Source organism: Streptomyces speibonae, assembly GCF_984686075.1.
In genome coordinates this window covers 6,858,008-6,884,831 of sequence record NZ_OZ480260.1, presented here as the reverse complement: position 1 = coordinate 6,884,831, position 26,824 = coordinate 6,858,008, and the positions used below count along the sequence as shown (strand labels likewise).

General features: G+C 72.9%; 25 protein-coding genes. 5 read left to right on the top strand and 20 right to left on the bottom strand.

All coding sequences use genetic code 11. The features are described from left to right. Positions 1-52: 52 nt before the first annotated feature. The 4 genes from AC5L3C_RS31000 to AC5L3C_RS30985 are packed head-to-tail and all read right to left on the bottom strand — an operon-like array spanning position 53 to position 3,140. Positions 53-640 (bottom strand): histidine phosphatase family protein, encoded by a 588-nt coding sequence (locus AC5L3C_RS31000; protein ID WP_493652326.1) that lies wholly within the window; start codon positions 638-640, stop codon positions 53-55. A 52-nt stretch (positions 641-692) separates the two neighbouring features. After that, positions 693-2,324 carry a pyruvate, phosphate dikinase gene (locus AC5L3C_RS30995; RefSeq protein WP_493652324.1) on the bottom strand — a complete coding sequence of 544 codons (1,632 nt, stop codon included), beginning with the start codon at positions 2,322-2,324 and terminating at the stop codon, positions 693-695. Further along, positions 2,321-2,947: a transcriptional regulator gene (locus tag AC5L3C_RS30990; protein ID WP_493652323.1), complete on the bottom strand. Its 627-nt coding sequence runs from the start codon at positions 2,945-2,947 to the stop codon at positions 2,321-2,323. The genes AC5L3C_RS30995 and AC5L3C_RS30990 overlap by 4 nt, the downstream gene beginning before the upstream one ends. Beyond that, positions 2,934-3,140 (bottom strand): hypothetical protein, encoded by a 207-nt coding sequence (locus AC5L3C_RS30985; protein ID WP_493652321.1) that lies wholly within the window; start codon positions 3,138-3,140, stop codon positions 2,934-2,936. The genes AC5L3C_RS30990 and AC5L3C_RS30985 overlap by 14 nt, the downstream gene beginning before the upstream one ends. 89 nt (positions 3,141-3,229) lie before the next feature. On the opposite strand from AC5L3C_RS30985, the gene AC5L3C_RS30980 reads away from it, so the two are divergent. Next, a complete protein-coding gene (locus AC5L3C_RS30980) occupies positions 3,230-4,330 on the top strand; it encodes a TetR family transcriptional regulator (RefSeq protein ID WP_493652320.1) in 1,101 nt (366 codons plus the stop codon). A gap of 420 nt (positions 4,331-4,750) precedes the next feature. Here the strand turns inward: AC5L3C_RS30980 and AC5L3C_RS30975 are convergent, their stop codons facing one another. Further along, entirely contained in the window at positions 4,751-6,001 is a 1,251-nt protein-coding gene (locus AC5L3C_RS30975) for a glycoside hydrolase family 10-like protein (RefSeq protein ID WP_493652318.1), read from the bottom strand. A gap of 168 nt (positions 6,002-6,169) precedes the next feature. Between AC5L3C_RS30975 and AC5L3C_RS30970 the strand changes: the two genes are divergently transcribed. After that, positions 6,170-7,030 (top strand): 3-hydroxybutyryl-CoA dehydrogenase, encoded by an 861-nt coding sequence (locus AC5L3C_RS30970; protein ID WP_493652317.1) that lies wholly within the window; start codon positions 6,170-6,172, stop codon positions 7,028-7,030. Between the two features lie 4 nt (positions 7,031-7,034). Here AC5L3C_RS30970 and AC5L3C_RS30965 read toward each other — a convergent pair whose 3' ends face one another. The 10 genes from AC5L3C_RS30965 to infC form a co-directional block, all read right to left on the bottom strand. Continuing rightward, on the bottom strand, positions 7,035-7,577 hold the full coding sequence (locus AC5L3C_RS30965) for an NUDIX hydrolase (protein ID WP_493652315.1): 543 nt from the start codon (positions 7,575-7,577) through the stop codon (positions 7,035-7,037). A gap of 164 nt (positions 7,578-7,741) precedes the next feature. Further along, on the bottom strand, positions 7,742-9,082 hold the full coding sequence (locus AC5L3C_RS30960) for an NsdA family TPR-like regulatory protein (RefSeq protein WP_493652313.1): 1,341 nt from the start codon (positions 9,080-9,082) through the stop codon (positions 7,742-7,744). 318 nt (positions 9,083-9,400) lie between these two features. Then, positions 9,401-10,495, bottom strand: a complete 1,095-nt coding sequence (locus AC5L3C_RS30955; protein ID WP_493652312.1) for a PP2C family protein-serine/threonine phosphatase — start codon at positions 10,493-10,495, stop codon at positions 9,401-9,403. A 281-nt stretch (positions 10,496-10,776) separates the two neighbouring features. Beyond that, positions 10,777-13,290, bottom strand: coding sequence for a phenylalanine--tRNA ligase subunit beta (gene pheT, locus AC5L3C_RS30950; RefSeq protein ID WP_493652310.1), 2,514 nt, complete (start codon positions 13,288-13,290; stop codon positions 10,777-10,779). Then, positions 13,290-14,411 (bottom strand): phenylalanine--tRNA ligase subunit alpha, encoded by a 1,122-nt coding sequence (pheS, locus tag AC5L3C_RS30945; protein WP_493654097.1) that lies wholly within the window; start codon positions 14,409-14,411, stop codon positions 13,290-13,292. Before pheS ends, pheT begins: the two co-directional genes overlap by 1 nt. Positions 14,412-14,585: 174 nt before the next feature. After that, positions 14,586-15,722, bottom strand: a complete 1,137-nt coding sequence (locus tag AC5L3C_RS30940; protein WP_493652309.1) for a sensor histidine kinase — start codon at positions 15,720-15,722, stop codon at positions 14,586-14,588. Between the two features lie 91 nt (positions 15,723-15,813). Next, on the bottom strand, positions 15,814-16,674 hold the full coding sequence (locus AC5L3C_RS30935; protein ID WP_493652308.1) for a TrmH family RNA methyltransferase: 861 nt from the start codon (positions 16,672-16,674) through the stop codon (positions 15,814-15,816). Between the two features lie 188 nt (positions 16,675-16,862). Then, a complete protein-coding gene (rplT, locus tag AC5L3C_RS30930) occupies positions 16,863-17,246 on the bottom strand; it encodes a 50S ribosomal protein L20 (RefSeq protein ID WP_004933571.1) in 384 nt (127 codons plus the stop codon). Positions 17,247-17,341: 95 nt separating this feature from the next. Next, positions 17,342-17,536 (bottom strand): 50S ribosomal protein L35, encoded by a 195-nt coding sequence (gene rpmI, locus AC5L3C_RS30925; RefSeq protein WP_003977225.1) that lies wholly within the window; start codon positions 17,534-17,536, stop codon positions 17,342-17,344. A gap of 109 nt (positions 17,537-17,645) precedes the next feature. Then, positions 17,646-18,284: a translation initiation factor IF-3 gene (gene infC, locus AC5L3C_RS30920; RefSeq protein WP_125510465.1), complete on the bottom strand. Its 639-nt coding sequence runs from the start codon at positions 18,282-18,284 to the stop codon at positions 17,646-17,648. A 394-nt stretch (positions 18,285-18,678) separates the two neighbouring features. On the opposite strand from infC, the gene AC5L3C_RS30915 reads away from it, so the two are divergent. Further along, complete coding sequence (locus AC5L3C_RS30915; RefSeq protein WP_493652304.1) at positions 18,679-19,056, top strand: DUF1844 domain-containing protein; 378 nt, start codon at positions 18,679-18,681, stop codon at positions 19,054-19,056. Between the two features lie 21 nt (positions 19,057-19,077). Here AC5L3C_RS30915 and AC5L3C_RS30910 read toward each other — a convergent pair whose 3' ends face one another. After that, entirely contained in the window at positions 19,078-19,809 is a 732-nt protein-coding gene (locus AC5L3C_RS30910; RefSeq protein ID WP_493652303.1) for an SseB family protein, read from the bottom strand. Positions 19,810-19,867: 58 nt separating this feature from the next. On the opposite strand from AC5L3C_RS30910, the gene AC5L3C_RS30905 reads away from it, so the two are divergent. Continuing rightward, the gene (locus AC5L3C_RS30905; RefSeq protein WP_493652302.1) at positions 19,868-20,512 is read left to right on the top strand and encodes a serine hydrolase; all 645 of its coding nucleotides are present in this window, start codon (positions 19,868-19,870) and stop codon (positions 20,510-20,512) included. Between the two features lie 121 nt (positions 20,513-20,633). Here AC5L3C_RS30905 and mycP read toward each other — a convergent pair whose 3' ends face one another. Together mycP and AC5L3C_RS30895 are read right to left on the bottom strand one after the other, a co-directional pair. Continuing rightward, positions 20,634-21,815, bottom strand: a complete 1,182-nt coding sequence (mycP, locus tag AC5L3C_RS30900; protein ID WP_493652300.1) for a type VII secretion-associated serine protease mycosin — start codon at positions 21,813-21,815, stop codon at positions 20,634-20,636. Further along, on the bottom strand, positions 21,812-22,963 hold the full coding sequence (locus tag AC5L3C_RS30895) for a hypothetical protein (protein ID WP_493652298.1): 1,152 nt from the start codon (positions 22,961-22,963) through the stop codon (positions 21,812-21,814). The genes mycP and AC5L3C_RS30895 overlap by 4 nt, the downstream gene beginning before the upstream one ends. An 899-nt stretch (positions 22,964-23,862) precedes the next feature. Between AC5L3C_RS30895 and AC5L3C_RS30890 the strand changes: the two genes are divergently transcribed. Next, a complete protein-coding gene (locus tag AC5L3C_RS30890) occupies positions 23,863-25,065 on the top strand; it encodes an amino acid deaminase/aldolase (RefSeq protein WP_493652297.1) in 1,203 nt (400 codons plus the stop codon). A 13-nt stretch (positions 25,066-25,078) separates the two neighbouring features. Here AC5L3C_RS30890 and AC5L3C_RS30885 read toward each other — a convergent pair whose 3' ends face one another. Continuing rightward, on the bottom strand, positions 25,079-26,008 hold the full coding sequence (locus AC5L3C_RS30885) for a DUF2510 domain-containing protein (protein ID WP_493654096.1): 930 nt from the start codon (positions 26,006-26,008) through the stop codon (positions 25,079-25,081). A 28-nt stretch (positions 26,009-26,036) separates the two neighbouring features. Then, positions 26,037-26,819 carry a 3-oxoacyl-ACP reductase gene (locus tag AC5L3C_RS30880; RefSeq protein WP_125507992.1) on the bottom strand — a complete coding sequence of 261 codons (783 nt, stop codon included), beginning with the start codon at positions 26,817-26,819 and terminating at the stop codon, positions 26,037-26,039. Positions 26,820-26,824: the final 5 nt, after the last annotated feature.

Sequence of the window (26,824 nt, the reverse complement as noted above, 5' to 3'; positions counted from 1 at the left end):
GGGCGTGACATCGGTTCGCGGCCCCTCCCGTCCCACGGGACGTCAGCCCGGCTCAGGGCCGCGTGCCGGCCCCGAACCCCGTCCAGCGCAGATCGGCCGGCAGGTGGCCCATGTCGTTGTACAGCAGCACCGTCGGCTCCGTGCCGTCGCGGTACTCGATCGCCGTCAGCGCCGCGTTCCCGCAGTTCAGACCGAGCCATCGCACCGGTGGCGTGTCCAGGGCGTGCCGGACCAGCCAGGCCACCTGGTAGGCGTGGGTGACCAGGACCTCATGCGTCTCGGTTTCGGCGGGGCGCGCGAACCTGCCGGTCAGGGCATCCGCGCGGCGTCGCGCGTCCGCGGCTTCCTCGGCGCCGTAGCCGTCGAAGAACGCCGCCCACGCCGGTGGCACGTCGTCCGGTACATGCGGTACGTGATCGACCAGCTCCGGCGCTTCCCGCACGGCGGCGTCCGGCAGACAGGCGCCCACGATCCGCGCGGAGTGCACCGCTCTGGGCAGGGGCGAGTGCCAGACCGTTTCGATCGGAAGTCCCGCCAATCGCTTCCCGACCAGTTCCGACTGCCGTTGCCCGACGTCGGTCAGCGTGCCGAAGGGGTCGGCCGTTCCGTGTCGTACCAGGTACACATGCCGGGTTGCCATGGTGATCTCCTGTCAGGATGCGCTCGTCGTCGTAGCAGTCGAGTCAGTCGAATCAGCGGTGACGCAGTGCCGCATGGGCCGCGTCGAGGCGCTGGGTTTCCTCGCGTGCGGAGTGGTCGCCCGAGACGTCGTCGGCCCATGCGAGCAGTCGATGGACGTGCCCGTCGGCCGCGTCGGCGACGACGCGGGGGCTGCCGAGAGCGACCTCGCCGCTGGTCCCGTCGACGGTGACGAACGCGCCGTCTCCGACGGTGCGGCCGCCCACCGTCACGGAGCCGTCGTCGCCGTCGACGGCGAGGCCGGCGACGCCCACGACCGCGGGCTTTCCCATGGCCCGCGCGACGACCGCGGCATGGCTGGCCGGCCCGCCGCGAGCGGTGACGATTCCGGCGGCGGCGGCAAGGCCGTGCATGTCGTTCGGCGAGGTCTCCGGGCGTACCAGGATGACCGGGTCGGTCCGGGCCATGCGTACGGCGCCGTCCGCCGTGGTCGCGATTCTGCCGGCGGCGACACCGGGACAGGCGCCGATTCCCCGGGCGAAGATGTCGGCCTCCTCGGACGACGCGATGCGCGGTGTGCGGACGTGCCGGAGATGCCGCGACGAGACCCTGAGCAGCGCTTCGTGACGTCCGATGACCCGCTGGTCGACGAGTTCGGTGGCTACGCGGACCGCGGCACCCCCCACGAACCGGCCAGGCCGGACCTGCAGGATCCAGAGCTCACCGGACTGGAACGTGAACTCGACGTAGCAGGCGTCGCGGTAGTGCGCTTCGATCCGACGCAGGGCGTCGAGCAGCTCCGTCCACACTGCCGGCTCCCGCTCGGCGAGTTCGCTCAGTGACCGGGTCGTCGATGTTCCGGAGACGACTTCTTCTCCTTGACACCCGAACAGGACTTCGCCGAACGGGGTGTTCTCACCGGTGTTGGGGTCGCGGCTGAAGGCGACTCCGGTGCCGCTGTGGCCGTCGCGGTTGCCGAACACCATCCTCTGGACGATCACGGCTGTGCCCAGGTCGTGCGGGATGTCGTTCACCTCACGATAGGTTCGCGCGCGTGGCGCGTCCCAGGACGAGAAGACAGCTTCGACCGCCAGTTTCAGCTGGCGGGTCGCGTCGTCCGGAATCGGCTGATCGCATCGTTCTCGAACGAGGTTCTCGACTGCCCCGATCGACTCGGTGAGACGCGCTTCCTCGTCCTCGGTTCCTCGCCCGGGATGTGCTCCGTGGACGGCTCCTGCGCCGTCCCCGTCCGAGTTCGTGATCGCGGAGGCGAAACTCGACAGGAAGCGCAGCCGCGAGTTCAGTGCGAACGTCCGGTCGTCCGTCTCTGCGGCAAGGCCTGCGGTGGCTTCGGTCGTGAGACCGAGGTTGAGGATCGTGCTCATCATGCCGGGCATCGACACGCCGGCCCCGGAGCGAACAGATACTGCCAGCGGCTTCCGCGGTCCCCCGAAGGCGCGCCCGGTGGAGAGTTCGAGGTCGGCCATGGCCGTCGCGAGCTCGTCGTCGAGTCCTTCGGGAAGGCGCCCTTCCCGGAGGAAGGCGCGACATGCCTCTGTGGTGATGACGAATCCGGCCGGCACCGGCAGACCAAGACGGTGCAGAAGGACCAGGCCACGTGCCTTGCCGCCCAGTGTCTCCGCCGTCTCCTCGGCCTGGGCGGAGATCGTGCGAATCCACCTCATCGCTGCAACCCGAGTGTGGCGAGCAGGTCTTCGTGCAGCTCCGCCCACACGGTGTGGTACGACGCAGTGCTGTCGGCCACGTACTCCAACTCGCCGGAGACAGCGCGATCGAGAGCTCTGGCGAGGCGGTCTCGGTAACGACCGAACCGAGGCAGTGCTGCGGACAACTCGGCACAGACCACGGCAGCGCGTCGGTCGAGATCGGCGAACCGGGCAAGGACCCGCGAGTCGTAGGCGGGATCGCTGTGGTCGTTGGCGCTCATGATGCCGTCGCCGGCTCGAAGCTGCCATGCCGTGCAGAGGTCGAGCAGCTCCGGGTTGAGGACGAGGAACTGCTCGTACGCCGCCGTCACGGCCCCGCGGGCTCGGGCCGACTCGAGCTCGTCGGTGATCCGCTCGGAATCCGCGGCGCGGCCGGCGTCCGTGAGACTCCAACCGGCTATGTCGCCGGACATGCGAGTGACAAGACCGTCGGCCCCGAGATCGATGAGCTCTGACTCGACATCGGATGCGTCGAGACCGGTCATCGTGTGGAGGCGGGCGAGGCTGACGGTGCCGGCGCAGCGCAGGGCGTGCAGTACCAGCAGGCCGGTGTCCGTCGCGCGAGCTTCAGGCCAGGTCATGCGTTGTCCTCCTGGGTGCGGTGCGGTTGAAGGTCGTCAATGGCTCGTGGCGGCGGTGCAGGGTGCGGCCGATGGTTCCCGCGTCCGGCGTCCCGCGCCCAGCTGTAGCGGCAGTGACCAGGTCGGATCGCCCGGACAGCGTCCGGCCGGATTTCTTGATCAGTCCGTCGACTTCGAACCCGTTGTCACCCACGACCCATCTCCGATGTTCGTGCCTTTCGGATGTCATCACCATCCGGATGCTGGTTGTATCGTGACACAGCAGGAGCGGAAGGGAGCACGATGGCGAGGTTGACCCGCGCGCAGCAGCAGGAGCGGACCCGTGCGGCGGTGCTGGTCGCGGCCCGGCAGGAGTTCGCCGAGTACGGCTATGCCGAGGCCAAGATCGACCGGATCGCCGAGCGAGCCGAACTGACCAGAGGCGCGGTCTACTCCAACTTCACCAGCAAGCGCGCCCTCTACCTCGCGGTGCTGGTCGACGCCGCCGAACAGGCCCGAGCCTCGGCCGAACCGCCGGCGGAATCCCCCGACTCCGCCGGACGAGCGCTCGGTTCGTTCGCCCGGGTCTGGCTCGAACGACTGCCCTTCCTCGGCGACACTCCGGGAAGCGGCCATCTTCAACTGCGCTCACTGTCCGGAGTGCTCAACACCGAGTCGGCCCGGACCGCGCTGGCCGAACTCGTCCGGTTCGAAGCCCTGTTGCTCGCGCTGACACTTGAGCCGCGTTCCGCCGTGCGCACCGGGACCGTGCGGCTGGCCGGGCTGGCCCTGACCCTTCTCCACGGTGCGGCCGGCCTCGCGGAGAACGCCCCCGGCGTCGGCGACCCCTTCGACCTGACCCGCGCCGCCGAGCATCTGGCCTGCATCGCCCTCGGCGACGACACGGAGCCACCGCACCTGCCCTACGTCGCTCCGGCGCGCTCGGCCGAGGACCGGTGGGTGCCGCCCCGCGGTCTGCACGACGAGATCACCGGCCGTCCGGTCGGCTTCGGCGACGACGGAGTGGTCGTCGTGCTGGGTGTGGGACGCCTGTCCGCGGCCGAGGACGCGGTGCGCTCGGCGCGGCCGGACGACGAGGTGACGATCGTCGTCGTGACGAGCGACCCCGCCGAGATCGGCCGACTGGCCCGACTCCGGATCGTCGATCTCGTCGGCTGCCTGCTCCGAGTGTTCGCGGCCGACCGACTACCGCGGGCGCGCATCGTGGTCGACGACACCGGCACGGTCCCCGCGGCCCTCGGCCACACCTCGGTCGACGATCTCACCGAGATCGCGGTTCGGGTGCGCGACGGACTGGTCGCGGCCCACGCGACCGGTCGTGGCGCAGGTCACGCCGCGGCCCGCCACCGTTCCCCTGATTGTGGCCGGAGCGGGGCGGTGTGAAACCGGGCTCGAGTCCGGGGCCGTGCCCCGCGAAGTGGCGCTCCTGGCACACAGGGCAGTCCAGCCGCTCTGCCGACCCGACGAGTACCCCTCGGCCGAAGCGGGACCGGCCGTCTGTGCCGGGGCCGACGGGACCGAGGAGCTCCTCCTGACGCGTCGGGTCGTTCGACGAGCCTTGGCGTTCTCGGACCTCGACTCCGTGGACGGCTGTGTCGCGCCACACTGCGCGTGTCTCGCACCCCACCGGCCGCGGCGCCAGGCGTCGGGCGCGACGTCCGCGGCCGCGCGGGCGGGCAAAGCACCGGCGCCGGGTGGCCTCGTCGTCGGGGCGAATCGTTAGCGGATCACGGCGAATGCGGGCCAGATGAAGCCGCCGTCGGTCCCTCCACGGGCAGCGGGGTGAGTGGGGCCCGCCCTCCGTCATCGTGGCGTCCGCGCCGGCCGCTGGTAGTGGTCGGCAACCACCCGGGCCATGGCCCCGATCTTGTCCTCCCCGACCTCCCTGGCCGCGAAGAAGACGTGCCCGCGCACCTCCGGGTACGTCTTCGCCAGCGTGAGGTGGCGCGACAGCTCGGCCGGGTCCTGCCAGGCCGCCGGCTGCGCGGGGTCGCCCGCCTTGTACAACGCCTCGCCGACGTGGAGCTGTGTCGCGGAGTCCCGGACGACGTCGGACCACCAGCGGACCAGCTCGGCGTAGTCGGCGGGGCCGAAGCCGATGTTCCAGTACAGCTGCGGGCAGATGTAGTCGATCCAGTTCTCACGGGCCCACCTGCGGGTGTCCGCGTGCAGGTCGTCGTAGGTCTGCACGCCCGCGCGGGTGGCGGAGCCGTGCTCGTCGGTCTCGGCGTTGCGCCACACCCCGAAGGGGCTGATGCCGAACCGGGTGCCCGGCCGGATCTCCTTGATCCCGGCGGCCGTCTCGCGCACCAGCCGGTCGACGTTGTCCCGCCGCCAGGCCGCGCGGTCCGGGAAGTCCCCGCCGTGGGTGTCGTAGGCGAGGTCGTCGTCGAAGGTCTGGCCGGCCTCCGGGTACGGGTAGAAGTAGTCGTCGAAGTGGACCGCGTCGACCGGGTATTTGCGCACCGCGTCGAGCATCGCCTCCCGCACGAAGGCACGCACCTCCGGCAGCCCCGGGTTGTAGTAGAGCTTGCCCCCGTACCGGACGGCCCAGCCCGGGTTGCGGCGGACCGGGTGGGAGGGGACGAGCCGGCCGGGGTCGCCGTGCGTGGCCACGCGGTACGGGTTGAACCAGGCGTGCAGCTGGAGACCGCGGGCGTGTGCCTCCTCGACGGCGGTGCCGAGCGGGTCCCAGCCGGGATCGGCGCCCTGGGTGCCGGTGAGGTACTGCGACCACGGCTCGTGCGGCGAGGGCCACAGCGCGTCGGCGGTGGGCCGCACCTGGAGGACGACGGTGTTGAGCCGGGCGCGGACGGCGGTGTCGAGGAGCGCGGTCAGCTCGGCGCGCTGCCGGTCCGCGCTCAGCCCCGGCCGGGAGGGCCAGTCCCGGTTGGTGACCGAGGCCACCCACATGCCCCGCATCTCCCCGGTCGCCGCGCCCCGCCCCGGGCTGCCGGACGCCCCGGATCCGGGCCGCGCGGCCGACGCCCCGGGCAGTGCGGCCAGCGCGGCCAGCGTCATCGCCGCGAAGCCCCTGCGTGAGACCTGCCTCATTGTTCCCCCCTTGCACACCCTCGAGACAGCTGGTCGGATACTGTCTCCCGGCCAGGATGCCAAACCTCCGCGATCGATCATCGATACTTCGGAGTAACGTGCACCAGCGGAGCAGGCGCCGGGACCCGGCACCCTGCCACAGCCGTAAGCAGCAGCGAAAGGGACGATGTGACCGACATCGAACGCGTCGGAGTGGTGGGCTGCGGTCAGATGGGCGCGGGGATCGCCGAGGTGTGCGCCCGGGCCGGACTGGACGTCATGGTCGCCGAAACCACCGGCGAGGCCCTGGAGATCGGCCGTACCCGGCTGTTCAACTCCCTGTTGAAGGCCGCCGAGCGCGGCAAGATCTCCGAGGACGAGCTGACGGCCACGCAGGCCCGGCTGAGCTTCACCACGGACCTCGGCGAGTTCGCCGACCGTGACCTGGTGATCGAGGCCGTGGTCGAGAACGAGCAGGTCAAGACCGAGATCTTCCAGGTGCTCGACCAGGTGGTGACGCGGCCGGACGCGATCCTGGCCTCCAACACCTCCTCCATCCCGCTGGTGAAGCTGGCGGTCGCCACCTCGCGGCCCGACCACGTCATCGGCATCCACTTCTTCAACCCGGCCCCGGTGCAGAAGCTCGTCGAGCTGATCCCGGCGCTCACCACCTCCGAGGGCACGCTGAGCCGGGCCCAGGTCTTCACCGAGAAGGTGCTGGGCAAGCACGCGATCCGCGCCCAGGACCGCTCCGGCTTCGTGGTGAACGCGCTGCTGATCCCCTATCTGCTCTCCGCGATCCGGATGTTCGAGTCGGGCATCGCCAGCCGTGAGGACATCGACAACGGCATGGAGATGGGCTGCGCCCACCCGATGGGCCCGCTGAAGCTGTCCGACCTGATCGGCCTGGACACGGTGGCCTCGGTCGCGTTCTCGATGTACGAGGAGTACAAGGAGCCGCTGTACGCCGCTCCCCCGCTGCTCCAGCGGATGGTCGACGCGGGCCGGCTGGGCCGCAAGAGCGGCTCCGGTTTCTACACCTACGGCTGACGCCTCAGGCGCCGTCCTGGCCGAGCCTGAGGTGGTGCAGCAGCAGTAACGCTGCGGCCATGTTGGCGGCCGGGACCTCGCCGGCGGCGACCAGGTCGGGGACCACCTTCAGCGGCACCCACTCCCGGCGGTCCGACTCGAAGTCGTCCACGGGGTGTCCGACGTACTCGCCTTCGCCGGACCAGTAGATGTGGTGCCGGGCGTCGGTGAGTCCGTTGGACGGCTCGACGCTCATCAGGTGGTGCAGGGGGCCGGGCCGCCAGCCGGTCTCCTCCTCCAGCTCCCGGGCCGCGGCCCCGGCGATGTCCTCGCCGTCCTCGACCACGCCCGCCGCGAGTTCCCAGCCCCAGCTGTCGGTGATGAAACGGTGCCGCCACAGCAGCAGGACCTCGTTCGCCTCGTTCACCACCGTGGCCACGGCGACCGGTCGCAGCCGTATCAGGAAGTGGTCGAGGTGCCTGCCGTCCGGCAGTTCGACATCAGCGAGATTGACGCTGAACCAGCGGTTTGAGTACACAGGCTGTTCGTTCTGTTTCGTCCACTGCATGGTTCTGCCCCCTTCCGACGGGTCAGGGGCAATATCGCAGCAGTGGTCGTCCCGGCAGCAGGCGCACGGGAGGCCGCCCGCGGCGCAGTGGCAGGCGCGACGGCGGCGCACGGCGGGCAGCGGCGTCCCTGACCTGCGCAAACGCGAGGCGGGGTGACGGGCCGTCAGAGCGGTACCCGCAGCGCCCCGTCGATGAGTCCGGCCGCGTCGGCCGTGCCCGCGCAGCCGCTGCGCACGAGGTGCTCGCGCACCGCGCGCAGCCGGTCGCGCAGCCGCTGCGACTCCATGCCCCGGGCCTGCTCGGCCATCTGCACCGCGATGGCCACCGCCTTGTCGGCATTGCCCTGGCGCAGTTCGATGGTGCACAGCATGGCCAGCCGGTGCACCCGGCCCCGGTCGTGCGCCGGATTGTCCACGGCCGCCGCCGCGTGCTCCCCGGCCGCCGCCAGCTCGCCGAGGCTGAGCAGTGCCTCCGCCACCTGGACGTTGACCAGCCCCGGCTGGACGTAGCCGGTCTCATCGGGTTCGTAGCCACGTCGGATGCGCTCCGCGGACCGCTCGGCCCGCCGGATGCAGGACAGGGCGCTCGTCCCGTCGCCGAGGTGCGCGTACGCCTTGGCCTGCATCGCGTACAGGTCGGAGGCGAGCGCCGGAGTGATGTCGGTGCCCGCGGCGCGCAGCGCCGACTCCGCGAAGGCGACGGCCTGCCGGTACTCCCGCATGAACAGCGACTGGTTGACGAGCAGCGCGATCACATAGGCGCCGAGCCCCCGGTCCCCGCTCGCCTTCGCCAGCCGGAGCGCCTGGTGGAAGTAGCGCTGGGCAAGGCCGTGCGCGTCCGAGTCGTAGGCGCAGATGCCGGCGATGGCGACCAGTCCCCCGGTGGCCCGGTGCAGCTGGCGGCCGGTGGCGTCGGTGTAGCTGCCGCGCAGCATCGGGGCGGCCTCGGCGTTGAGGAAACCGACGATCCGGGCGCGCGTCGCCATGCCGCCGGCCTTGCGGTACATCTGCTCGTAGTGCGTGCGGGCGGCGCGCAGCATGTCGAGGTCGCCGGGGGTGACCCGGTGCCGGCCGCCGCGGGAGACGTCCACGTCCTCGGGCGGGTTCTCCCACTCCCACACGGGCATCACCGCGGGCGTGCCGGTGACCGCCGGCGCGCCGAGTATGTGCGGACGGCGCTGCTGGTCGGAGCGCCACAGCGCGGTGGCCCGCTCGACGAACCCGGAGAGCGAACCGGCGTGCGGGGCGGCCGGTTCGCCGGGCACGCCGAGCCCGATGTCGTCGAGGGTGACCTGGCGGCGCAGCCGGGCGGCGAGCACCTCGCAGATCAGGTCGGGCACCTGTCCGCGGGGCCGCTGGCCCTTCAGCCACCGCGCCACGGCGGTGTGCTCGTATCTCAGGGACAGACCGCGCGCCCGTCCGGCCTGATTGACGTGCGCGGCCAGTCCCGCGTGCGAGATCCCCGCCTCGTCCAGGATCGCGTCGAGCAGAGTGTTGGGCTGCATTGCGGACCCCCCGGTGCCTCAGTGCGGACAGGGTAGTGGCTGGCCGTTCACACGGGGTGTGAACGAAGTGCCCGAATCCGTAGTGTGCGCGCACTGTCGCGGAGAGTGCTCGGCCGGTTGACTGAATTGCCTCGAAAGAGGCCGGCCGGGCCGCCGGCTCCCCCTCGTACAGTGCGGTGGCCCGTTTTCGCGCCGTCCGCCCAGCTGCCTGCCCGACACTCCGTGGCGGGGCGGACGGCCCCGCCGGCGCCCGGCGGGCGGGAGCGGTGGCCGGCAGGGCGTCCGGTCACGCCGGGGGTGCGGAGGACGGGCGGCTGATCACCGGGCGGGCGGGCGCGCGGAGCGGCGCCGGTCGGCCGGGGTGCGGACGCAGGCGCGCAGCTCCGGGACGGGGTGACGGGCGTGCCGCTCGTTCCTGAGGACCAGCAGCGCCACGTCGTCCGCGGGCGGACCGACCGAGTGCCGCAGCAGCGCCGCGAGGATCTTGCCCAGCACCGACTGGGGCGTGGCGGGACGCGCCCGCGCGGCCTCGGTGAGCACCTCCGGCAGCGGGAAGAAGCGGCCCTCGGCGTCCCGGGCCTCCTCGACGCCGTCCGTGTGCAGGACCAGTGCGTCGCCGGGCAGCAGGCGTCCGCAGGGCACGGCGGACAGGTCGGACGGCAGCGGGAACGGGCCGAGGGGCGGCAGCGGATCGGTCCGGGCGAGCGGTTCGGCCCGGGCGCCGGTCAGGAGGTGCGGCCAGGGGTGCCCGCAGTTCAGGGCCCGCAGCTCACCGTCCGGGAGGATCTCCAGCAGCAGTACGGTGACGAACTCCTCGCCCGCCGCGCCGTCCTCGGTGCCGGGGTCGGGTCCGCCGTGGGTCCGCTCCCGCAGGTGCCGGGCCATCGCCCGCTCCAGCCGGCGCAGCACCCCGGCCAGCTCGGGCTCGTCGTGCACGGCCTCGCGGAAGCTGCCGAGGACGGCGGCGACGGTGCGCACGGCCCCGAGCCCGTGTCCGCGGACGTCTCCGATGACGGCCCGCACACCGTGCTCGGTGGCGATCACCTCGTACAGATCGCCGCCGATCCGGGCGCCCCGGTCGGCGGACAGATGGACCGCGGCGGCGGCGATGCCGTCGACCCGCGGTGGCGGTGGCCTGAGTACGACGCTCTGCGCGGTCTCCGCGATGCGGCGGGCCCGCCGCAGTTCGCGCAGCAGGCCCCGCCGGACGTGCATCACGAGGCCGGTCCCGATCGTGCACAGGACGGCGCTGCTGACCAGCCGGGCCGCGAGGGCGTCGTCCCGGGCGAGCGGGCAGGTCAGCCGGTAGGCGACCGCGGCGGCGCCCCAGGCCGTGGGTACGGCGAGGGTGAGTGCCCGAGAGACGAGCCGGGGTGGCACCTTGCGGGAAGCCCCGGGCTTGAAGCGGATCATGCCGATGGCCCCCCATATAGGCCCGGACAGCGCAGACCGGCCTCGCGAGGCCGGTCCGATTCTGTCGACAGCATGGCCTGATCCGGACGTATCGCCCGCCATAGTCACCCGAACGAGTGAGGTGACCACTGGAGGGTGTCGCCCCCCGCCCCTTCCCGTCCCGAACCCGGGGTCGCTGCCCCCGGACCCCCGCTGTCAAACGCCGGAGGGGCTGACACACCAGCCCGTCCGGCGTTCGAGGACGAGGCCCGTTCAGGGCCGACAGGGGGGTTGAGGGAGCGTCAGCTCCTCAGTACCGCCCCGGTGCGGCCGGTGGCCAGCGCGACCGCCGCCTCGCGGGCCGCCGACGCCTCGTCGACCGTCAGCGTCCGGTCGTCCGCGCGGAAACGCAGCGCGTACGCCAGGGACTTACGGCCCTCGCCCAGCTGCTCGGCGTTCTCGTACACGTCGAACAGGCGGATGGACTCCAGCAGTTCACCCGCGCCGTCGCGCAGGGCGGCCTCGACCTCCGCGGCCGGCACGAACGCGTCGACGATGAGGGCGACGTCCTGCGTGGCGACCGGGAAGGTGGAGATGGACGGCGCCTGCGGGGTCGTGTCGCCGATCCGCTCCAGGACGTCCAGGTCCAGCTCCATCGCGCAGCTGCGCGCGGGCAGGCCCAGGGTCTTCAGGACGCGCGGGTGCAGCTCGCCGGCGTGGCCGACGACGCGCTCGGCGCCGTCCACGGTGACGGTCAGCTCCGCGCAGCGGCCCGGGTGCCACGGCCCGTACTGGCCCTTGCGGATGCCCAGTCCGGCGCCAGCCTCGCGGGCGACGGTCCGGGCGGCCTCGACCGCGTCGGCCCAGTCGGCCGGGCGGCCCCTGCCCCACCAGCCGGCCTGCTCACGGGCGCCCGCCAGGACCACGGCGACGTGCCGGGGCTGGTCGGGCAGCGCGGCGTTCAGCGCGGCGATCTCCTCCTCGCCCGGCCGGCGGTCGACGGGCAGGTTCGCGGCGACGGTGCGCTCCTCGCGCGGCCGGAAGACCAGGCCGGTCTCGAACAGCGCGAGGTCGTGCGAGCCCCGGCCGTCGTTGCGGCGCAACGCGCCGAGCAGTCCCGGCAGCAGCGAGGTGCGCAGCGCGGGCTCCTCGTCGCTGAGCGGGTTGACCAGCTTGACGACCCGGCGAGCCGGGTCGTCGGCCTCCAGGCCGAGCTGGTCGAAGACCTGCTCGCTGACGAACGGGTAGTTCGGCGCCTCGACGTAGCCGGCCCCGGCGAGCGCGCGGCCGACGCGGCGGTGCAGCCGCTGCCGGGAGGTCAGGCCCCGGCCGGCCGGCGGCCTGGGCAGGGTGGAGGGCAGGTTCTCGTAGCCCTCGAGCCGGATGACCTCCTCGGCCAGGTCGTTGGGGTCCCTGAGATCGGGTCGCCAGGACGGCACGGTGACGATCAGCTCGTCCTGCCCGTACACATCGCACCCGACCTCCTGGAGGCGGCGTACGACGGTCTCCCGGCCGTAGGTCACGCCCGCGACCTTGTCGGGGTGGTCGGCGGCGACGGAGACGGTGTGCGGCGCTGTCGGGGTGACGACCTCGGTGACGCCGGCCTCGGCGGTGCCGCCGGCGAGCAGCACCAGCAGGTCCACGGTGCGCTGCGCGGCAGCGCTGGCGGCCTGCGGGTCCACGCCGCGCTCGAAGCGCCGGGAGGCCTCCGAGGACAGCTTGTGCCGGCGGGCGGTGCGCGCGATGGACACCTGGTCGAAGTGGGCGGCCTCGATCACCACGTCCCGCGTGGCCTTCTCGGCGTCGCTGTGGTCGGCGATCTCGGTGTCGGCGCCGCCCATGACGCCCGCGAGCCCGATGGGGCCCCGGTCGTCGGTGATGACCAGGTCCTCGGCGTGCAGCTTCCGCTCGACGCCGTCGAGGGTGACGATCTTCTCGCCTTCCTCGGCCCGGCGTACGCCGATGGTGCCCTGGACCAGAGCGCGGTCGTAGGCGTGCAGCGGCTGGCCGAGCTCCATCATCACGTAGTTGGTGACGTCGACGGCGAGCGAGATCGGGCGCATGCCGACCTTCTGGAGCCGGCGCTGGAGCCAGATCGGGGAGCGGGCCTCGGGGCTCAGACCGGTGACGGTGCGGGCGGTGAAGCGGTCGCAGCCGAGGGGGTCGGAGACCTTCACCGGGTAGCCGAACTCGTTCGGGCCGGGCACGTCGAGCAGGGCCGGGTCGCGCAGCGGCAGCCCGTAGGCGATGGCGGTCTCGCGGGCCACGCCCCGGAGGGACAGGCAGTCGCCGCGGTTGGCGGTGACGGCGATGTCCAGGACCTCGTCGACCAGCTCCAGCAGCTCGATGGCGTCCTTGCCGACCTCGGTCTCCGGCGGCAGCACGATGATGCCCTTGCTGCCGTCGTCGCCCATGCCCAGCTCGTCGCTGGAGCAGATCATGCCCTGGGAGACCCTGCCGTAGGTCTTGCGGGCGCTGATCGAGAAGCCGCCGGGCAGGGTGGCGCCGGGCAGGACCACGACGACCTTGTCGCCGACGGCGAAGTTCCGGGCGCCGCAGACGATCTCCTGGGGCTCACCGGTGCCGTTGGCCTGTCCGACGTCGACGGTGCAGAAGCGGATCGGCTTCTTGAAGCCCTCCAGCTCCTCGATGGTCAGCACCTGGCCGACGACCAGGGGTCCCTTGAGGTCGGCGCCGAGGTGCTCGACGGTCTCGACCTCGAGCCCGGCCGAAATCAGCTTGGCCTGTACGTCACGGCCGGTCTCCGTCGCCGGCAGGTCGACGTACTCCCGCAGCCAAGAAAGCGGGATCCGCATCAGATCTCCATCCCGAACGGCCGGGTGAACCGGACGTCACCCTCGACCATGTCTCGCATGTCCTCGACGTTGTGGCGGAACATCAGCATCCGCTCGATGCCGAACCCGAAGGCGAAGCCGCTGTACTTCTCCGGGTCGACGCCGCAGGCGGTGAGCACCCGCGGGTTGACCATGCCGCAGCCGCCGAGCTCGATCCAGCCCTCGGACGAGCAGGTGCGGCAGGGCCGGTCGGGGTTGCCGACGGACGTGCCCTTGCAGACGTAGCAGAGCATGTCCATCTCGGCGGACGGCTCGGTGAAGGGGAAGAAGTTGGGCCGCAGCCGGGTCTTCATCTCCGCGCCGAACAGCGACTGGACCATGTGGTCCAGGGTGCCCTTGAGGTCCGCCATGGTCAGGCCCTCGTCGATCGCGAGCAGCTCGACCTGGTGGAAGACCGGAGTGTGCGTGGCGTCCAGCTCGTCGGTGCGGTACACCCGGCCGGGGCAGATCACGTAGACCGGCAGCTCACGGTCGAGCGCGGAGCGGATCTGCACGGGCGAGGTGTGGGTGCGCAGCACGACTCCGGAGTCCGCGCCGCCGTCGGGGCCCGCCACGAAGAACGTGTCCGCCTCGCCGCGGGCGGGGTGGTCCGGGCCGATGTTGAGGGCGTCGAAGTTGAACCACTCGGCCTCGACCTCGGGGCCCTCGGCGACCTCGTAGCCCATGGCCACGAAGATGTCCTCGATGCGCTCGGAGAGCGTGGTGAGCGGGTGCCGGGCGCCGGCCGGTACGCGGTCGTAGGGCAGCGTGACGTCCACGCTCTCCTCGACCAGGACGCGCGCGTCGCGCTCGGCCTCGAGTTCGGCCTGGCGGGCGGCGAGGGCCTTGTTCACGGCGCCGCGGGCCTGGCCGACGCGCTTGCCGGCGTCCGCCTTGGCGTGCGGGGGCAGGGCGCCGATCTCCCGGTTGGCCAGCGCCAGCGGGGAGGCGGCGCCGGTGTGGGCGACCTTGGCCTCCTGGAGCGCGTCGAGGGAGTCCGCGGCGGCGAAGGCGGTGAGCGCCTCGTCCCGCCTGCGCTCGATCTCTTCCGGTTTCAACGCCTCGACCTCGACAGGGTCGTACGACTTATTGGGTGCCGACATCTCTTCCCGTGCTTCCGTTGGCTGGCTGATGGTCCCCGTCATCGACTCGTGGACGACTCGCTGCTCGCGCGTCGTGGTGCCGTCGCGGCTCTCGTCCTCGGGACGCAAAGGTGCCAAAGGCCGAGTCTAACGGGGTGAGGGAACGCGAAGGCGCCCGTGGGGGCCGTGGGCGTCTCAGGTGAGATACGCCGGTGCCGCCACGGGCAACGTAAATCGGAACTGCGCGCCGCCGCCGGGGGCGCGTCCGACCGTGATGGCACCGCCGTGGGCTTCGACGATGCCCTTGACGATGTACAGCCCGAGGCCCGTGCCACCGCGCTTGCTGCCCCGCCAGAAGCGGGTGAAGACGCGGTTCATGGACTCCTCCGGAATGCCGGGCCCCTCGTCGCTCACCGTGACCGACGTACCGGCGTCCTCCCGCTCGCGGGGCGACACCAAGGGCGCGATGTCAATGGTGACGGTTCCCTCGCCGTGCCGCACCGCATTTTCCAGCAGGTTGCTCAGCACCTGGTCGACCTTGTCGGGGTCGGCCCACAGGTCGGGCAGCGGGTGCTCCACCCGCAGCAGGAAACGGTCGGCCGGCTGCCCGGCGGCGACGTGGGCCTGGATGTGGCGTCCGACGGCGGCCCCGATGTCGACGGGCTGACGGCGCACCTCCAGGCGGCCGGAGTCGATGCGCGATATGTCGAGCAGCTCGGCGATGAGCCGGGTGACGCGGTCGGCGTCGGCGTCGACGGTCTCCAGCATCAGCCGCTTCTGGTCGTCGGTGAACCGTTCCCACTTGGCGAGCAGGGTGGCGGTGAAGCCCTTGACGGAGGTGAGCGGGGAGCGCAGTTCGTGGGCGACGGTGGCGATCAGCTCGGCGTGGCTGCGCTCGGTGCGGCGCCGGGCCTCGGTGTCGCGCAGCGTGACGACGAGACGGCGGACGGGTCCGGTGGGCCGGGTGCGGACGTAGCGCGCGGAGACGAGGACCTCGCGGCCGCCGGGCAGCAGCAGGTTGCGCTCGGGCTGGCGCACGCGGATGGCCAGACCGCCGTAGGGGTCGGTGAGCTGCCACCAGCGGCGGCCCTCCAGGTCCTCTAACGGCAGGGCCGTCTCCAGAGGCTGTCCGAGGGCCTGCTCGGCGGGTACGGCCGTGATGCGCACGGCCGCCCGGTTGAAGCAGATGACCCGTCCGTGCTCGTCGGCCACGACGAGTCCGTCGGGCAGCTGGTCGGGGTCGATGCCGAGTTCGGCGAGATCACCGGGCCGGGGCGCGGGCGGACGGGCCGCCCGCTGTGCTCCCGGTGCGCTGCTCGTGCCGACGCTCATCCCCGTACCCCACCTCTCGGAACTTCCTCGGGGCGCCCCGTGCTCGGGACCGGCCGAGAGCTTGGGGAGGGTCCCCGGGCTGGTCAGCCTACTAGTTCATGGTGACGGAGCGGCACCCTCCGGCGGCGCGCTGTGCACGTGCCGACGCATAGAGACATACGGCGGCGGCGGTGGCCAGGTTCAGGCTTTCGGCCTTTCCGTGGATGGGGACGCGGACGACGGCGTCGGTGAGGGCGCGGGTCTCCTCGGGGAGCCCCCAGGCCTCGTTGCCGAAGACCCAGGCGGTGGGGCCGCCCATGGTGCCCTTGTCGAGCTCGTCGTCGAGGTCCCGGTCCCCGGCCCCGTCCGCGGCGAGCAGCCGTACGCCCGCGTCGCGCAGTCCCGTGACGGCCTGTTCGACGGGGACGCCGACGGCGACGGGCAGATGGAACAGGGAGCCGACGGAGGCGCGTACGGCCTTGGGGTTGTACAGGTCGACGGAGGCGTCGGTGAGGACGACGGCGTCGGCCCCGGCGGCGTCGGCGCAGCGCAGCACGGTGCCGGCGTTCCCCGGGTCGCGTACGTGGGCGAGGACGGCGACGAGCCGGGGCCGGGCGGCGACGATCTGCGTGAAGGGCGTGTCCAGGAACCGGCACACCCCGACGAGGCCCTGCGGGGTGACGGTGGTGGAGATGTCGGCGATGACCTGCTCGGAGGCGAGGTGGACCCGGGCGCCGGCGTCGCGTGCCGCCCCGACGATGCCGGCGTAGCGCTCGGCCGCCTCGGGCGTGGCGAACAGCTCGGCGAGGGTGGCGGCGTCGCGCCCCCGGTGCGCGGCGGCCTCCCGCACGGCCTGCGGCCCCTCGGCGAGGAACAGCCGTTCCTTCCCCCGGAAGTTCCGCTTCCCCAGCCGCCGGGCGGCAGCGACACGCGGGGAACGGGGGGAGATCAGCTCAGGGCTGACGGGGGCCATCTTCTTCGTCACCTTCGGAAGTACTCGACACACGGAGGCGCAACTCCCCCGGGGGCGCGGGGAACTGCGCGGCCAGCCAACACGGCCCCGCGGCCGGACGACGACCGGAGAACCGCACACAACAGGACCCGCAAGCTTTCAGCCTGCGGGTCCTGGAAACTCACGTCGGCTTCAAGCCAACGCGGTGCTCACGCGGCCTTGGGCGCGTTGACATCCGCCGGCAGCGCCTTCTGCGCCACCTCGACGAGCGCCGCGAACGCGGTCGCGTCGTTGACGGCGAGCTCCGCGAGGATCTTGCGGTCCACCTCGACGTTGGCGGCCTTCAGACCCTGGATGAAGCGGTTGTACGTGATGCCGTTGGCGCGGGCAGCGGCGTTGATGCGCTGGATCCACAGCTGGCGGAAGTCACCCTTGCGCTTCTTGCGGTCGTTGTAGTTGTAGACCAGCGAGTGGGTGACCTGCTCCTTGGCCTTGCGGTACAGGCGCGAACGCTGACCGCGGTAGCCGGAGGCCTGCTCGAGGATCGCCCGGCGCTTCTTGTGGGCGTTGACTGCCCGCTTGACGCGTGCCACTTGTTAACTCCTTGTAGCGGGGCCGTGGTGGTCGGCACACGGCCCGGAAACGATTGGGTCCCGGTGTCGGTGGATCAGGCGCTGGGCGCCCGGCCTCACTTGCCGAGAAGCTTCTTGATCTTCGCGGCGTCGCCCGGGGCCATCTCGGCGTTGCCGGTGAGGCGACGCGTCACGCGGGACGACTTGTGCTCGAGCAGGTGGCGCTTGCCGGCGCGCTCGCGGAGCACCTTGCCGGAGCCGGTGATCTTGAAGCGCTTGCTGGCACCGCTGTGCGACTTGTTCTTCGGCATAGCGCCGTTCTCTCCTCGTCGGTGGCGCTCCGGTGCCCGGTCACGAAAACCGGGCACGGTGGAGCGTCGTACTTGTATCGAATACTCCTGGGGCCTGCGGCCCCGGGGGTCACGCCTCGGCGGGAGCCTCGGCCGTGGCCTCGGCGGCCGCGGCGTTCTGCGACTTGCCGGGGTTGGCCTTCGCCTCCGCCTTGCGGGCTTCCTGTGCCTGGCGGGCCTCGGCCATCGCCTCGGTCTTCTTCTTGTGCGGACCGAGGACCATGATCATGTTGCGGCCGTCCTGCTTCGGGTTCGACTCGACGAACCCGAGGTCCTGGACATCCTCCGCCAGCCGCTGCAGCAGCCGGTAGCCGAGCTCCGGCCGGGACTGCTCGCGACCACGGAACATGATCGTGATCTTGACCTTGTCGCCCTGCTTGAGGAACCGGACGACGTGACCCTTCTTGGTGTCGTAGTCGTGCGGGTCGATCTTCGGCCGGAGCTTCATCTCCTTGATGACCGTGTGCGCCTGGTTCTTGCGCGCCTCACGGGCCTTCATGGCCGACTCGTACTTGAACTTCCCGTAGTCCATGAGCTTGCACACGGGCGGACGGGCGTTCGCCGCGACCTCGACGAGGTCGAGGTCGTACTCCTGCGCAAGCTCCAGGGCCTTGGCAAGCGGAACAATCCCGACCTGCTCGCCGCTGGGACCGACAAGTCGCACCTCGGGAACGCGAATCCGGTCGTTGATGCGGGGCTCGGCGCTGATGGATCCTCCTCGGTAGCACCACGCGACGGTCTGGCGGACAGCCGCGTAACGTCTGTGTTCGTTAGACCTAACCGCGCCGAAGCACGAAAAATGCCCCGGACGATCACAGGCGGGGCTCCTCGAACTACCGGAGCACCGCCGCGATGGCCGCGGGGCGCGCTTTCGGGCGGACGCCGCCTCGGGGACGGAACCGCCTGACCGGTGACCCGCCGCCCTGAGGGCGGCCAGGTGGGAGTTCGAAGTCTCCACTTGTGGGCCGGGCTCGTCAGCCGCGAGGCATACGGGTCCGACCGGTCGTTACACAAGGTTAGCAGCTCCCGGTCAGGCGCACCAACCGGCCGTCGCCCGCCTCCTGACGTCGGGGGGCCGCCCGGCTGCGCCTATCGTGTGGGGCATGAGTGACACCTCCCCCTCGGAGACCCCCGAGACCCCCGGCAACCCCGACTTCGACGCCATGGCCCGCGACATCGCCGAGGTCCCGGCCGTCGAGGTGATCGTGACGGTCGCCGTCAACCTGATGAGCGCCGCCGCCGTGAAGCTCGGTCTGACCGAGGAGGGCGACACGCACAAGGACCTGGACGAGGCCCGCAAGCTGGTGCACGCGCTGGCCGGTCTGCTGGACGCCTCGGCGACCGAGATCAGTTCCTTCCACGCGGCGCCGCTGCGCGACGGCCTGAAGTCGCTGCAGCTGGCCTTCCGCGAGGCGTCCGTGATCGCGGACGAGCCGGGCCAGGGTCCGGGCGAGAAGTACACGGGCGCGATCTACGGCTAGGACGCGCTCCGCGCCCGCGCTTCAGGGACGCACGTACAGGGGCTCGCCGGGTGGCGTCGCCTCGGCCGGCAGAACCGCCAGGTCGAGGCCGCGCACCAGGCGGGCCCTGAGTGTTTCGTCGGCGGCGAGCCGGCGGGCCACGGCCCCCGCGGTCTCGGCGACGGGCGTGGCGGGGTCGAGCACGAGGGCGAGGGTGCCGTCGGCCTGTCCGGGGCCGAGGTGGGCGCGCAGCACCGCGGGCTCGGCGGCCACGGCTGCCCGTACGGCCTCGACGACGGCCGGGTCGGTGAGCGGGTCGGTACTGGTACGGCCCTCGGCGAGGGCGAGGAGCACCGGGCCGGTCAGCTCGAACGGCACGGGGCCCGACATGTCGAGGATCACCGTGTCCGCCTTCTCGTGCGCGGCGGCCTGCAGCGCCTGGTGCAGCGGTACGGCCACGGGGCGGGCGGACGGGTCCCAGCGGGCGAGCGACTCGACGGACGTGAAGGCGGGCAGCGCGGTGCGGCCGCCGGCCTTCAGGGTCGGTACGGCCATGTCGCTGGTCTTCTCGCGGCGCAGCCCGTTCTCGTCCTCCTCCGTCTCGCCGAGCAGGGCCACGACCGGGACCAGCAGGCGGGCACCCTTGAGTGCCTCAAGGACGGGGCCGACGGCGTTGCCGTCCTCGGCCCAGGCGGCGAGCGCGGCCCTCAGCCGGGGATCGGCGGTGCCGTCGTCGTCGCGGAACGGGGAGTCGGGGATGTTCTTGTTCGCCACGGTCCCCGACCCTACTTCGACGGGACGGAAGGAGATGCCGGTGGGGGAAGGAGCGAGGGTGTCTGTGGCCGCGGTGGACCTCGGTTCCGGGGAGACGGTCTCCTGCGGGGACGGGGTGTTCGTCACGGCGAGCGTCGTCAAGGTCGACATCCTGGCGGCCGTGCTGCTCGGCGCGCAGGACGCGGGGCGGGAGCTCACCGGGGTGGAGCGGGCGTACGCGCGGGCGATGATCGTACGGAGTGACAATCGTGCCGCCTCGGCCCTGTGGGACGGCATCGGCCGGGCGGCCGGGCTCGACGCCGCGAACGCCCGCCTCGGGCTGACGCGGACCGTGGGCGGCGAGGGCCCGCTGTGGGGGCTGACCCGCACCACGGCCGAGGACCGGCTGGTGCTGCTGCGGCAGGTCTTCGGCGAGCGGTCGGAGTTGAGCGCGGCCTCGCGCGCGTATGTACGGGAACTGATGGAGGGGGTCGTCCCGGAGCAGGCGTGGGGTGTGCCGTCCGTCGCCGGCGCGGGCACGGTGCGGGCGGTCAAGAACGGCTGGCTGCCGCGCGACGCGACGGGGCTGTGGGTCGTGAACAGCATGGGCTGCGTCACGGTCGGCGGACGCGCGTACCTGGTCGCGGCCCTGTCCGACGGCAACACGACGAAGGAACGGGGGGTGACGCTGGTGGAGGGGGCGGTGGCGTCGGTGCTCTCATGAACAAGCGGGCCCGCTCCCGCCCCGCGGGCAGTCGTGCCTCCCTCAGTGCCTCCAGGGCCTGGGCACCCCGTGAGCCGGGCTGCGCGAACACCCCCCGGCCGGCCCTCACGCCCGCACAGGACTAGAAGTCCTCGCGGTCCGGGCGGCGGTTGCGCCACAGCACAACCGTCGCGACAAGCAGGACGCCACCGACACTGCCCGCGAGCGGCGCCGCCCAGTCGGCGGTGCCCTCGTCGGATTCGCCGGCGTCCGGGCCAGGACCGAAGTACTTGTCCCCGTACGCCGCGGACTTAGGACCGTCCGGCTTCAACCGGGCCGCCGCCTCGATCGCGGCCGCCGGATCGATGAAGCCGAAGCCCCGGGAGTCGTCGCGGCCGTCGGCGGGGGCGTTGCGGGCGGTGTCCTCCAGGAGGCTTTTGATCTGGGCGGGGGTCAGATCGGGGTGGGCCGACCTGACCAGGGCCACGGCGCCGGAGACGAACGCGGCGGCGGCGCTGGTGCCCCAGCCCTCGTAGTACTTGTGGTCGGGGTCGGCGATGATCACGTCGACCCCGGGCGCGCTGACCGTGGCGTACCAGCGGCGGGTGGAGAACGGGGCGCGGGTGCCGTAGCGGTCGACGGCGGTGGCGGTGATGACGCCCGGGTAGGCGGCCGGGTAGGAGATCCGGTCGCCCTTCTCGCCGCCGTTCCCGGCGGAGGCCACGACGACCACGCCCTTGCCGAGGGCGTACTGGATGGCCTCGTCCTCGCCGGGTTCGGGGTGTGCGGAGGCGGAGTCGTCGCCGAGGGAGAGGTTGATGACGTCGGCGCCGTGGTCGGCGGCCCAGCGGATGCCCTCGGCGAGGGCGTTGCCGCGGGTCTTGCGGGCCTTGGCGCGGGAGGGGTCGCCGTCCTCCAGGATCACGCGCACGGGAAGGATCTTCGCCTCGGGCGCGATGCCCATGACGCCGTCGGTGTTGCCGGGGCCGTGTCCGTGACCGGCGATGATGCCGGCCATGGCGGTGCCGTGCCGGGCCCAGGCGCGGTCGCCCTCTCTCGCTCCGAAGCCGACCAGGTCCTTGCCCGTGAGGACGTTGCCGTCGAGGTCGGGGTGGTCGGCCTCGACGCCGGTGTCCAGGACGGCGACGGTCACGCCCTCGCCCTTCGTCGTCCGCCAGGCCTCGTCGGTGTGCATGGCCTCCAGGGACCACTGCCGGGCGCGGATGCCGTCGGCGTGCGCGGGGGCGGCGGGCAGGAGCACGAGGCCGGCGGCGAGGAGGGCGGCCAGGGCCGTGGCGGGGCGGCGGCGGGTGGCGGGCCTCATGACGGCTGCTCCGTGGCGGTGCCGGCGCGCTTGCGCAGGGCGCGTTCGATGCGGTCGGCGAGGCCCTGTGCCTCGTGGCCGAGGCCCGCCTGGGCGGGGGCGGTGGTGGCGTTGGACTCCATGGCGTCCTCGGCGGGTTCCGGGGTGTCGACGGTGCGGCCGTCGGCCCAGCCGGAGACGGCGTAGACGACGACGGGGGCGTCCGTGAGCACGGAGATCGCCCAGGAGGCGCGCTGCTGCGCGCCGAATCCCGCGGCGGCGGTGCCCTTCGCCGCGTACGGCAGGGGCACGAGGTCGGTACGGCGGTCCAGGCGCTCGGTGTCGAAGCGGCGGGCGAGGTTGGCCATGCCGGCGGCGTCGGCCTCGGTGAACAGCAGGCCGACAGTCGTGACGTGGCTCTGGGTGGCGTCGGTGTAGGTGGCGCGCAGCAGGCGTTCGCAGCCGACGGGGGCGAGGACCTTGTTCAGCAGGGGGTCGAAGGCGCCCCGGCAGCCGCTGTCGGGGGCGACGGCGATCCGGGTCCAGGACCGGTCGGCGTCGCCGGGTCCTGCGCCCTTGCCCTGCACGGTGGGCGGGAAGAGCTGGTCGACGGGGACGTTGTGCCACAGGGCCCCGGCGGCGGCGAAGCCGTGCCGGGCGCCGGATCCCTCGGAGTCACCGGCGAGCCAGGCACCGGCGACGGCGCCGCCGATGAGTCCCGTCCCGAGGACGAGACAGGTCGCGGCGGCCACGAGCTGCGAGCGGCTGCGCCGCGCGAACGGCCGTCGCGGGGCGTGCTCGTCGAACCGCTCCGGCTCGCCGAACGACACGAAGGCGGGCCGCCCGCCGGGGGCGCCGCCCGGTGCCATGGAGGCGCTCCAGGAGAGCGCGGGATCGGGGGCGCCGTCCCGGCCGCGGTCGGCGTCGGAGGGGCGCCGCTCACCGTGGCCCGGGCGCGCGGCGGGGACGGGACGCAGGCGGGTGGTCGCCTCGGACGGCGTTTCGGCGGGTGCGGCGGGCCGGTGGGTGGGCTGCGGCGGTACGGACGGCCGGCCGACGGTCGGCGGCGCGTCGGGGAACCGCGCGGAGGCCTGCGGCGGAGGCGCGGAGTCCGCACTTCCGTGCGCCGGAACGCGCGGCCGCGGCGCGAACCCACCGCCCTCGTCCACGGCCCCGCCGGGCTCGAAGGAGTCACCGCCCCTCCCGACAGGCGCTCCGGCGGACTGACCCCGCCCGAAGGCGCCGGACCCGCCGTCGACACCGGACGGACGCGGTGGCTCGCCGGGCGCGGGAGCGCCGGACCCCCCGGCAGTCCGCCCACGCGGCACCGCCGGACCCGTGCCACCGACACGCCGCTCCGCACCCGCAGGCGCGCGAACCCCGAAGGCACCGGACCTGCCCGGCCCGCCGTCGACACCGGACGGACGCGGCGGCTCGCCCACCGCAGCACCCGTGCCGCCGGGCTCGCGGAGCCCGAGGGCGCCGGACCCGCCGTCGGCGCCGGACGGACGCGGTGGCTCGCCGGGCGCGGGCGCGCCGGGCCCCCCGGCAGTCCGCCCACGCGGCACCGCCGGACCCGTGCCACCGACACGCCGCTCCGCAGGGCCGGGCGCATGCGCAGCGCCCTGGGCGGAAGAGTCGTCGGGCGCGGGCTCGCGGGGTTCGCGGATGTCGAAGGCGCCGGGGCCGCCCGAGGTGCGGCCCTGGGGGGCGTCCGGGACGGGGTCGGCCGACGGAGCAGGTGGGTGGGCGGGGCGTGGCGGCACGGTGGGGCGCGGGGGGTGGGAGGCGCGACGCGCTTCCGTGCTCATGCACCCCCCGTTTCCTCGTGCCCGGGCCGCTGGGGCCGGCGCGCTGCCAAGGGCCCGGCACCGACTCGTCCCGGGCACAGATACCCGCACGGACGGCGCGTCATCCCGCCCGGGCGTCCCGGCCGGCCCCGTTCCGCCGTGCGTGCGCGTCACTCTACGGCGTGATCCGCCTCGAACGGGAACCAGTCCGCAGGCCCGCGGCATCTGCCCGGAACGTCCCCCTACCCTGCGGTAATCCTGTCTGGCAGGCTGCCGTCATGACTGCGCGCGCCGCCGACCGGGCCCGTTACGACCGGGCCACCGCCCAGCTCGACGCCCCTGTCGCGATCGTGGATCTGGACGCCTTCGACGCCAACGCCGACGACCTGGTCCGCAGGGCCGGGGGCAAACCGGTCCGGGTCGCCAGCAAGTCCGTACGCTGCCGTGCGCTGCTCGAACGGGCCCTGGCCCGGGACGGTTTCGCGGGCATCATGTCGTTCACGCTCGCCGAGTCGCTGTGGCTGGCCCGTTCCGGGTTCGACGACATCCTGCTGGCCTATCCCTCCGCGGACCGCGCGGGGTATGCCGAACTCGCCGCCGATCCCAAGCCGGCGGCCGCCGTCACGGTGATGATCGACGATCCCGCGCAGCTGGACCTGATCGACGCGTCCCGCGCGGGCGGCAACGAAGTGGTGCGGGTCTGCCTGGAGTTGGACACCTCACTGAAGCTGTTCGGCGGACGGGTGCGGGTCGGTGCCCGCCGTTCGCCGCTGCACTCCCCCGCCCAGGTCGCCGAGGTCGCGCGCGCGGTGGCGCGGCGGCCGGGTTTCCGGCTCGTCGGGATCATGGCGTACGAGGGTCATGTGGCCGGTGTCGGCGACGCGGTGGCCGGGCATCCGCTGCGGTCCCGCGCGGTGCGGCTGATGCAGGCCGCCGCGCGCCGTGAACTCGCCGAGCGGCGGGCGGCGGTGGTGCGGGCGGTGCGGGAGGTCGTGCCGGACCTGGAGTTCGTCAACGGCGGGGGCACGGGCAGTGTGCAGCACACCGCCGCGGAGGAGGCGGTCACCGAGATCGCGGCCGGTTCGGGGCTGTACGTACCGCGTCTCTTCGACAACTACACGTCGTTCCGCGGGCGTCCGGCGGCGCTGTTCGCGCTGCCCGTGGTGCGGCGTCCCGGTGTCGGAGTGGTGACCGTGCTGGGCGGGGGCTATCCGGCGTCGGGCGCGCCCGGCGCGGACCGGCTGCCGGTGCCGTATCTGCCCGAAGGGCTGCGGTTCGACCCCCAGGAGGGGGCCGGCGAGGTGCAGACCCCGCTGCTCGGTCCGCCCGCCGACGACCTGCTGATCGGCGACAAGGTGTGGTTCCGGCACGCCAAGGCGGGCGAGCTGTGCGAGCGGTTCGACGCCCTGTGTCTGGTGGAGGGCGACGCGGTGACGGCGACCGTGCCGACGTACCGGGGTGAGGGGCACACCTTCCTGTGACGCGTGCTGCGGCTCAGCGCGTCGGGCCGATGCTGCTGCCGACGCCGCCGCCGGAGTCCCCGTCGGTGACCGAGCGGATGCCCTTGGTGATGCGGTCCATGTCGGCCGGGGGCGGTCCGTCGGGACCGGCGTCGAAGGCGTACCGCACGACGACCGGCGACTCGGTGCCGACGCTGGAGGGGAACACCAGCGACTGCACGAGGCCGCCGGGGCCCTTGCCCGTGGTGACGCGCCAGCGCACGAAGTACCCGGCCCGGCCCGCCACCGCGACCGGGCCGGACTTCACGACCTCGTGGGACTTCACTCCGCCGTAGGGCTGCTGGCCGAGGGCGTCCTCGCCGAAGGCCTCCTCGGCCGCGTCGGGGATGTCCTTCTCGGCGAGCACCTTCGGGGAGGTCTCGTCGGTCGCGGTCACGGTGCGGGAGACGACGAGGCCGTGGCGGCACACGGAGCCCTCGCCGGGGCAGTCGTAGGTCCCGTCGGTGGTCATGACGACGTCGTCCTGGGAGACGTGCTCGGGCCGGACCCACCCGTCGAGGAGCGGGAAGGTGATGCCGTTGAGCGGGTCCTCGACCACGTCGGGGTCGCCTGCGGGCGCGGAGGCGGAGCCCGACGGGGACGGCGACGGGGACCACGCTCCGGTCGCGGCCGGGGAGGTGGTGGCCGCCGGGCCGGTGCGCGGCCGGGTGTCGCCGTCGTCGCCGCGCAGGAACACCGCGCCGGTGACGACCGCCGCGACGAGCACGGCACCGGCGGCCGTCAGGGCGACCGCCTTCGTGCGGCCGCCGCCCGCCGCCGGACCGCCGGTGCCGCCCATGGACGGGGCCGGCGGCGCGGCGGGAGCCTCCGGCGGGCGCCGGTGCTCGGTCCAAGCCGTGCCGTCCCACCAGCGTTCCAGGTGCGGGGCGTGCGGGTCGCGGTACCAGCCGGGCGGAGGCGTCATGCTCATCCGGGCACTGTAACGAGGCGCCCTACAGGGGTGTGACGTACGCCCCCGAGATCCCGCCGTCCACGAGGAAGTCGGTGGCGTTGACGAAGGAGGAGTCGTCGCTGGCGAGGAAGGCGACGGCGGCGGCGATCTCCTCCGCCTCGGCGAACCGGCCGAGCGGGATGTGCACCAGCCGGCGGGCGGCGCGCTCGGGGTCCTTGGCGAAGAGCTCCTGGAGCAGCGGGGTGTTGACCGGGCCGGGGCACAGGGCGTTGACGCGGATGCCGTCGCGGGCGAACTGCACGCCGAGTTCGCGGGACAGGGCGAGGACTCCGCCCTTGGAGGCGGTGTAGGAGATCTGGCTGGTGGCCGCGCCCATGCGGGCCACGAAGGACGCGGTGTTGATGATGGAGCCCCGGCCCTGGCGCCGCATGTAGGGGATGGCGGCCTTGCAGCACAGGTAGACGGAGGTGAGGTTGACCTCCTGGACCCGCTTCCATGCCTCCAGTGACGTCTCCAGGATGGAGTCGTCGTCGGGCGGGGAGATCCCGGCGTTGTTGAAGGCGATGTCGACGCTGCCGTACGTGTCGTGCGCGGCCCCGAACAGCGCCTCGACCTGTTCGGGGTCGGTGACGTCGGCGTTCACGAAGGTGCCGCCGGTCTCCTCTGCGGCCGCCTTGCCGCGTGCCTCGTCCACGTCCCCGCAGACGACGTGGGCGCCCTCGGAGGCGAGCCGGCGGGCGGTGGCGAGCCCGATGCCGCTGCCCGCTCCGGTGATGACGGCGGTGCGGCCGACAAGGCGGCGGCAGATGGTCTCTTCGCTCATGTGCT

Coding starts and splice junctions, on each gene's coding strand:
- AC5L3C_RS31000 (WP_493652326.1), bottom strand. CDS start 640: ATGGCAACCCGGCATGTGTACCTGGTACGACACGGAACGGCCGACCCC.
- AC5L3C_RS30995 (WP_493652324.1), bottom strand. CDS start 2,324: ATGAGGTGGATTCGCACGATCTCCGCCCAGGCCGAGGAGACGGCGGAG.
- AC5L3C_RS30990 (WP_493652323.1), bottom strand. CDS start 2,947: ATGACCTGGCCTGAAGCTCGCGCGACGGACACCGGCCTGCTGGTACTG.
- AC5L3C_RS30980 (WP_493652320.1), top strand. CDS start 3,230: ATGGCGAGGTTGACCCGCGCGCAGCAGCAGGAGCGGACCCGTGCGGCG.
- AC5L3C_RS30975 (WP_493652318.1), bottom strand. CDS start 6,001: ATGAGGCAGGTCTCACGCAGGGGCTTCGCGGCGATGACGCTGGCCGCG.
- AC5L3C_RS30965 (WP_493652315.1), bottom strand. CDS start 7,577: ATGCAGTGGACGAAACAGAACGAACAGCCTGTGTACTCAAACCGCTGG.
- AC5L3C_RS30960 (WP_493652313.1), bottom strand. CDS start 9,082: ATGCAGCCCAACACTCTGCTCGACGCGATCCTGGACGAGGCGGGGATC.
- AC5L3C_RS30955 (WP_493652312.1), bottom strand. CDS start 10,495: ATGATCCGCTTCAAGCCCGGGGCTTCCCGCAAGGTGCCACCCCGGCTC.
- pheT (WP_493652310.1), bottom strand. CDS start 13,290: ATGCGGATCCCGCTTTCTTGGCTGCGGGAGTACGTCGACCTGCCGGCG.
- pheS (WP_493654097.1), bottom strand. CDS start 14,411: ATGTCGGCACCCAATAAGTCGTACGACCCTGTCGAGGTCGAGGCGTTG.
- AC5L3C_RS30940 (WP_493652309.1), bottom strand. CDS start 15,722: ATGAGCGTCGGCACGAGCAGCGCACCGGGAGCACAGCGGGCGGCCCGT.
- AC5L3C_RS30935 (WP_493652308.1), bottom strand. CDS start 16,674: ATGGCCCCCGTCAGCCCTGAGCTGATCTCCCCCCGTTCCCCGCGTGTC.
- rpmI (WP_003977225.1), bottom strand. CDS start 17,536: ATGCCGAAGAACAAGTCGCACAGCGGTGCCAGCAAGCGCTTCAAGATC.
- AC5L3C_RS30915 (WP_493652304.1), top strand. CDS start 18,679: ATGAGTGACACCTCCCCCTCGGAGACCCCCGAGACCCCCGGCAACCCC.
- mycP (WP_493652300.1), bottom strand. CDS start 21,815: ATGAGGCCCGCCACCCGCCGCCGCCCCGCCACGGCCCTGGCCGCCCTC.
- AC5L3C_RS30890 (WP_493652297.1), top strand. CDS start 23,863: ATGACTGCGCGCGCCGCCGACCGGGCCCGTTACGACCGGGCCACCGCC.
- AC5L3C_RS30885 (WP_493654096.1), bottom strand. CDS start 26,008: ATGACGCCTCCGCCCGGCTGGTACCGCGACCCGCACGCCCCGCACCTG.
- AC5L3C_RS30880 (WP_125507992.1), bottom strand. CDS start 26,819: ATGAGCGAAGAGACCATCTGCCGCCGCCTTGTCGGCCGCACCGCCGTC.